The sequence below is a fragment of the Bifidobacterium parmae genome (genome assembly GCF_002860365.1).
GTDB lineage: Bacteria > Actinomycetota > Actinomycetes > Actinomycetales > Bifidobacteriaceae > Bifidobacterium > Bifidobacterium parmae.
Window position 1 is genome coordinate 1 of record NZ_NMWT01000041.1, and the last position, 6,978, is coordinate 6,978.

Below are 6,978 nucleotides of genomic sequence, written 5' to 3' on the forward strand. Positions count from 1 at the left end.
GCACCCACAGGTTCGCGCGCAGCATGATGAGCCCGTCGAGACGGTTGCCCATCATGCGCCCGTATGCGGTGAGCACCGCGTTGCGGTGCGCCTCGTCGAGCTTGGAGAAGATCCACGCGAGGTCGCGCGCCGGATCGTTCACCTGCATGCGCTGCCAGTTGTTGATCGCGGTGATCGTCGAGCCGTTGAAGCGCACGTCGCCGTCCTCGAAGCCGCCGTGCACCATGCACGTGTTGAACGCCCACAGGCCTTCGGTCTCCATGATCTTCGACCAGCTGGAGGTGATCTCGGGCGGCACGTGGCCCGCGTTCTTGAGTCGCGCGATCCACGAGGTCAGCTGCGCGCGGATCTGCCCGGTGACGTACGCCGGGTAGCCGGCCGGCCCGAGGAACGACGGGTTGAGCCGGTGGATCGCGCCGATCGCCGTGCCCATCGCCGCGCAGTCGTCCAACGTGAGGAAGTTGAGGTCGCGTTCGACGCCGTCCTGATGCATCGCCACCATGACGGCCGTGTCGCCGGTGGCGCCCTTCGGGTCGGTGCCGGGCGCGAAGCCGAGCACGCGGTCGAGCGCGAAGCCGAGCCCGCCCGGCTCGCGGGCCTCGGCGAGCGCCCTTGCCGCCTTGACCCTGGCCGCGAGCTTCCTGCGTCCCGCCTCGGTGTTGGAGGCGTACACGTCGTACGTCTTGCCGGTCACGTCGCGCACCTGCGCCTGGTCGATGCCGTCGGCGTGCGTCATCCCCGGGAACACGCCGGCCACGACGACGGACGGCAGGGCGGCGGAGGTGAGGGCCGCCAGCATCAGTTCATTACGTTCTGTCACACTCCCACATTAATACACGCCGCCCCGTGGTAGCGCCCGCGACGCCACGGTTTTCGGGCGTCGTCGCGTGCGCGTGCCGGCGCGGGCGGCCATCCGCGCCGCGCGGTGTGCCACAATGAGGGCATGGACAGGCTGCTTGACGGGTTGGATGAGGCGCAGACGGCGGCGGCGAGCGCGCTGGACGGCCCGGTGCGGATCGTCGCGGGCGCCGGCGCGGGCAAGACGCGCACGGTGACGCGCCGCATCGCGCACGCGTGCGCGACCGGCGCGTGGGATCCGTCGCGCACGCTCGCCGTCACGTTCTCGGTCAAGGCGGCCGCGGAGATGCGCGTGCGTCTCGCGTCGCTCGGCGTGGGGGAGCAGGTCACGGCGTCCACGTTCCACGCGACGGCGCTGCGCCAGCTGCGCCGCGTGTGGACCGACGTGTGCGACGCGCCGTTCCCGCGGCTCGTCGAGGACGCGCGCGACGTCGCGGCGCGTGCGCTGCGACGCGTCGACGCGGGCGTGGACGAGGACGACGCGACGGTGCGCGCGGTCCGCGACGAGATCAACTGGGCGAAGATCTCGCTCGTCGCGCCGGACCAGGTGGCGCGCGTCGCCGCCGTCACCGGCCGGTGCCGTCCCGCCGGCCTCGAACCGGACCGGTTCGCTGACGTGTACGACGCGTACGAGCGGGAGAAGACGGCGCGCGGCGCCATGGATTTCGACGACATCCTGCTGATGACGTGCCATGTGATCGAGGATTTCGAGGAGGCGGCCGCCGCGATCCGCCGGTCGGTCGGCTGGTTGACGGTCGACGAGTATCAGGACGTCTCGCCGTTGCAGCACCGGCTGATGCGGTTGTGGCTGGGCGGCAACCGCAACGTGTGCGTGGTGGGCGATCCGGCGCAGACGATCTACTCGTTCGCCGGCGCGTCCAGTTATGATCTGCTCGCCTTCGCCGACGAGTTCAAGCCGCTTTCGGCGGACGTCTGCCTCAACACGGACTACCGTTCCACGCCGCAGATCGTCTCCTACGCGAACCGGATCCTCGCCGCCTCGCCGGTGCGGCACGAGTATCTGAAGCTCACGTCGGCGCGGGAAAGCGGCAGGCGCATCGAACGCACCGTGTACGAGACGGACGAGGAGGAGGCGCGCGGCGTGGCCATGCGCATCCGCCGGCTCGTCGACCAGGGCGCGGATCCGGCGGATTGCGCGATCCTCACGCGCATCAACGCGCAGCAGGCCGTCTGCTGCACGGCGTTGCGGCATGCGGGGATCGGCTATCGGGTGAAGCGCGACAACGGCTGGGCGTCCGCCTCGCCGGTGGCGGACATGGACATGGCGGCGCGGCTCGCGATGGTGGAGGCGTTGCGCGAACGCGACGAGGCCCAGGACGCGCGCCGATTGGCGGCGAAGCTGGGGCGTGTGACCGTGTCGACCGTACACGCGTCGAAGGGCCTCGAATTCAGGCACGTGTTCGTGATCGGCTGTTCGGAGGGGCTCATGCCCTACGGTTCGCCGCAGCCGGGGGACGCGTTGGAGGAGGAGCGCCGCCTCATGTACGTGGCGGTCACGCGCGCCGAGGACACGCTCCACGTCTCCTACGCCCGCACCAAGGAGGGCCTCGGCTCCCAGTCCCGTCGCCTCAGCCGCTTCCTCAGCTGACCCGGTTCCGCCCCCGCTGGGCGGTTAGCGGAGCCGGCTGTCTCCGAATCCCGCCCCCGCTGGGCGGTTAGCGGAGCCGGCTGTCTCCGAATCCCGCCCCGCTGGACGGTTACCGGAGCCGGCCGTCTCCGATTTCCGCCCCCGCTGGCGGGGGCTCCCGCGAAGCGGGTGGGGGTGGTCCACCGGCCCGGCCTTACTTGTCGCCTTCCTCGCCGAGCAGCTTCGAGAGCTCCGCGTCCCAGTCGGTGCCGGTGGAACCGGATCCGCCGGCACCGCCGCTCTTGCCGTCGCCGTCCGTGCCGGTGCCCGCGTTCCCCGTGGCGCCCGGCTGCGCGGCCGTGCCGCCATCGCCGGCGAGCACGGGCAGCAGGTCCGGGTGCGACCATTTCGCGTCGCGCGCCTCGACGCCCTCCGCGGAGGTGATCATCTCCCACATGCCGGCCGCCTCGCGCATGCGCTTCGGGCGCAGCTCCAGACCCAGCAGGCTTTCGAACGTGCGCTCGGCCGGGCCTCCGGTCGCGCGTTCGCGGCGCATCATCTCGCGCAGCTGCTCGATGTGCGGGATGTGCGCCATGCCGGCGCGCCACACCACGCAGTCCACCCAGCCCTCGACCATCGCGAGCAGGGATTCGAGCGCCTTGAGCGCCTCCCGCTGCTCCGGGGTGTCCGGGATGCCGACCTTGGTGAGGTTCACCGCGCCGGAGATCGAATCCGGGTCGAGCGCGCCCGCGTCGCGCAGCTGCTCCTCCATCGCGTCCAGGTCGATGGAGATGCCGCGCGCGTACTTGCCGATCAGCGCCTCGAAGCGCGGCATCAGCCACGGCACGGCCGAGTAGAGGCGCGCGTGCGCCACCTCGCGCAGGGCGAGGAACGCCATGACCTCCTCGGCGGGGATCGGGTCGGGGCGCACGATGTCGTCGAACAGGGCCTCGGTCTGCGGGTCCGAGGCCGGATGGTCGGCGTTCTTCGCCGACGTGAAGCCGATCGGGGCGGACGTAGCGGCGGCGCCCGCGCCCGCGTCGTCCGCGGTTCCGGCGCCCGTGGAGCCTTCGCCGTTGAGCTGCCTCGTGTACTCCTCGACGTTCTGCGCGACCAGTGCGCCCGCCGGATTCGACAGCAGCGCGATGCCCTGGTCGAAGCCGCCATGCACCTCGCGGCTCAGCGAGCCGGCCGCGTGCCCGAGCTGCATGGCGAACGACGTGTTGCCGAGCAGCTTGACCAGCTGCCTCGGGTCCTTCATGCCGTCGGGGATCGGGATCGGCACCGGGCCTGCGAACATGCCGGCGATCTCGCCGTCGAACGCGCCGCCGAGACGCTCCGAGATCACCGAGGCGAGCGCCTCGCCCATCGAGGCGGCGACCGGCGCGGCGAACTTCGCCCACGCGTCGAGCGTGTCCTCCACCCAGCCGGCGCGGGTGAGCGCCTGCGGCTCGCCTGGCGCCGGATCGAACTCGCACGCCGTGTCCAGCCACAGGTTCGCCTCGCTCATCGCACGGCGCACCGCCGCGCCCTCGGCGGCGGTGACGTTCGTGTGCGAGCCGTCCGCGTTCGCCTGCTGGAGGGCGAGCGAACGGGCGAGCTTCACGTTGATCGGCCCCTCCTCGACCACCTGGTTCATGTCGCCCATCGTGTTGAGGCCGCCCGCGGAGAACGCGGCCATCATCTGCTGCACCTCCGCCGGGTTCGGCAGGGTGCTCGGATCCTGGCTCATCAGCTGTTCGCGGATCGAATCGGGCAGCTGGGAGATCTGCTGCCACGCCATCTCGCCCTGCACCGGGCCGAAGCACTTGATCAGCCACTCGTGGATTGCGTTCTCGTCCATATCGGATCCTCTTGTCTGGTTGCGGTCGGGTTGCGTCTGGTTCCTGCCGTCCATATTAGGGTGTCCCGCGCATGTTTCGCGCAAAGCGTGCGCTGGTATGATGCGCGATATGTCCTTCCTTTCCAACTTGCTGTCGTATTACGGGCTCACCGGGCACGTCGAACCGGACGGCACCATGCATGAGACCCGTTTCGGCAGGCTCCTGCGCTACGTGCGCACCCGCTCGCCCCGCTGGTTCGCCGGCACGGCCGCCGTCGCGCTGGGCGTGGTCACGCTGTGCCTGCCGAGCGCGTATTCGACCGAATGGCCCGGTCCCACGCGCGACGTGCTCGGCACGGTCGACGCGGGCGAGGGGGACGGCACGTCGCCGATGATCGGCGTGACCGGCGTCGCCACGCACAAGGACTCCGGAAGGCTCCTGCTCGTCACGATCTCCGCGAACGGCGTGCCCGGCTATCCGCTGACCAACGCGGAGGTGGTCTGGTCGTGGCTCGACCCGCAGCGCGTCGTCACGCCGCGCGAGGCGGTCGTGCCCGCCGGCCAGTCCACCGACGAGTACCAGAAGGAGACGAAGCGCGAGATGACCTCCTCGCAGGACAACGCCGTCAAGGCGGCGCGGCGCTTCCTCAAGGCGAAGGGCGTCGACGTGTCCGGCATGAAGGTCTCGATGCACGTCGACGGCATCGGAGGTCCGTCCGCCGGCATGATGTACACGCTCGGCCTCATCGACAAGATCACGCCCGAACACGAGACCGGCGGCAGGACGATCGCCGGCACCGGCACCGTCGACGCGAAGGGGAAGGTCGGGGCCATCGGCGGCGTCCGGTTGAAGATGATCGCCGCGAAACGCGACGGCGCCGAATGGTTCCTCGCGCCGAAGTCCAACTGCGACGAGGTCGTCGGCCACGTGCCCGACGGGCTGCGCGACGTGAGCGTCTCCACGATCGACGAGGCGTACGCGGCGCTCGTCGCCATCGGCGAGGGCAGGGGGGAGTCCCTGCCGCACTGCGTGGCTCAGTGAGGCGCATGGAGGCGCGTCCGTCTCATTTTTCCCCGTGTGTTAACGTTCCTGTTCGCCAAGTGTTGGTATTGTGGTCATCGTGAATCAAACCGCATCACAGAACGCTGAGGAATTTGGGTTTAAACCCGGCGACATCGTGCAGGAATGGCTGTGGGATGACGACGTGGACGATTCGATCCGTGAGAAGATCGAGAATCTGACCGGGCAGGATCTCGTCGACGAGGATTACGACTCCGCCGTGGACGGCGTGATTCTGTGGTGGCGGGACGGCGACGACGAGGACGAGCTGTCCGACACGATCGTCGACGCGTACGCCGTGCTCGGCGACGACGGCCCGCTGTGGGTACTCACCCCGAAGCCCGGCCGCGAAGGCGCCGCCAGCTCCAGCACCGTGCAGTCCGCCGCGAAGACCGCAGGCATGAACGCGGCCACGCCGATCACCGTGAGCCCCGACTGGAACGGCATCCACCTGCGCGCCTACGGCAAGGGGCGCTGACGGCGGAATACGACGAAGAGGCTTGGAATCATCCGGTTCCAAGCCTCTTCACGTAGGCGTCGTGGGCGATGAGGGGCTCGAACCCCCGACATCCACCGTGTAAAGGTGGCGCTCTAGCCGACTGAGCTAATCGCCCGCACCGCAACACCATAGCGTAAGGCGGGACGAAACACGCGAAGCCGCGTCCCGGCGCATGGCGGCGTCCACGCGGGCGCCCGGTGGGGGACACGCGCGCCGGCGCGTGCGAAAACGCCCCGGAAACGCGACCCCGGTGGTGAATGTGACGTGATTGTTCCCTGCGATCCACGCGATCGGACGCGATTGCGTCTCAACAATCACGTAAGGTGGCAGACAGTATCGTTCGTTCCTCTAGGAGGTTGATAGCCCATGGCGCAGCAATCCGAAGCCGGAATCCCCAGGGCAGGCAAGCGCAAGTGGGGCTACGACCCCGCCCAGGTGGACGCGTTTCTGGAGCGCGCGCACGCGTTGTACGACAGCGACGGCGCGCAGCTGACGCAGCGTGACATCCAGAACGTCTCCTTCGATCTGACCCGCGGCGGCTACGAGATCGCGCAGGTCGACGCCGCGCTCGCCCGTCTCGAACGCGCCGTGGTCGACAAGCAGACCACGTGGGAGATCTCCCAGCACGGCCGTGTCGCATGGAAGGCGAAGACCGAGGAGCTGTACCGCGAGATCGCGAAGCATCTCGACCGCGGCGAGCGCGAGCGGTTCGGCTCCGGCAAGCCGCGCACCCCCTCCTACGACCGCAAGCAGGTCGACAGGCTCTCCGACCAGATCGCCGACAAGGCGGCCGCGGAGCTCGGGCTCGACGGCGTGTCCAAGAAGGACGTGCGCGACCTCGACAAGATCACCGCGGACTTCGTCTCCAACTCCGTGTTCACGCAGCGCAAGGGCAAGAAGGGGTACGACGAGCGCCAGGTCGACTACTTCCTCAACACGTGCGTGCAGCTGCTGAGCCGCATCGAATCGTTCGACCGCGTCGCCGACTACGTCACGTCCGACGGCGAGGGCGCGCAGGACGCCTCTTCCGCCGCGCCGGCCGTCGCCGCGCCCGCGTCCGTCGACGGCGTCGCGCCGCTGTTCTCCCCGGACGCCCAGTACCAGCGTCCCGCCGCCCCGCAGTCCGACGGCGCCGACGCGCCACAGAGCTA

Annotated in this window: 6 protein-coding genes and 1 tRNA gene; 4 read left to right on the forward strand and 3 right to left on the reverse strand. The window is 69.6% G+C overall.

Annotated elements, in window-relative coordinates:
• On the reverse strand, positions 1–799 hold a 799-nt coding region (locus Uis4E_RS11510), incomplete at its 3' end, for a phosphotransferase (protein ID WP_165784986.1).
• Positions 800–943: 144 nt separating this feature from the next.
• On the opposite strand from Uis4E_RS11510, the gene Uis4E_RS11515 reads away from it, so the two are divergent.
• Positions 944–2,467 carry an ATP-dependent helicase gene (locus Uis4E_RS11515; protein ID WP_101623291.1) on the forward strand — a complete coding sequence of 508 codons (1,524 nt, stop codon included), beginning with the start codon at positions 944–946 and terminating at the stop codon, positions 2,465–2,467.
• Between the two features lie 193 nt (positions 2,468–2,660).
• Here the strand turns inward: Uis4E_RS11515 and Uis4E_RS11520 are convergent, their stop codons facing one another.
• Positions 2,661–4,289 (reverse strand): zinc-dependent metalloprotease, encoded by a 1,629-nt coding sequence (locus tag Uis4E_RS11520; RefSeq protein ID WP_101623292.1) that lies wholly within the window; start codon positions 4,287–4,289, stop codon positions 2,661–2,663.
• Between the two features lie 175 nt (positions 4,290–4,464).
• Between Uis4E_RS11520 and Uis4E_RS11525 the strand changes: the two genes are divergently transcribed.
• A complete protein-coding gene (locus tag Uis4E_RS11525; protein ID WP_101623293.1) occupies positions 4,465–5,310 on the forward strand; it encodes a YlbL family protein in 846 nt (281 codons plus the stop codon).
• Positions 5,311–5,389: 79 nt separating this feature from the next.
• Positions 5,390–5,806: a DUF3052 domain-containing protein gene (locus Uis4E_RS11530; protein WP_034530445.1), complete on the forward strand. Its 417-nt coding sequence runs from the start codon at positions 5,390–5,392 to the stop codon at positions 5,804–5,806.
• Positions 5,807–5,868: 62 nt separating this feature from the next.
• On the opposite strand, the gene Uis4E_RS11535 is transcribed toward Uis4E_RS11530, so the two are convergent.
• Positions 5,869–5,942, reverse strand: a tRNA-Val gene (locus Uis4E_RS11535).
• 251 nt (positions 5,943–6,193) lie between these two features.
• Here Uis4E_RS11535 and Uis4E_RS11540 point away from each other — a divergent pair.
• On the forward strand, positions 6,194–6,978 hold a 785-nt coding region (locus Uis4E_RS11540), incomplete at its 3' end, for a DivIVA domain-containing protein (protein ID WP_133125478.1).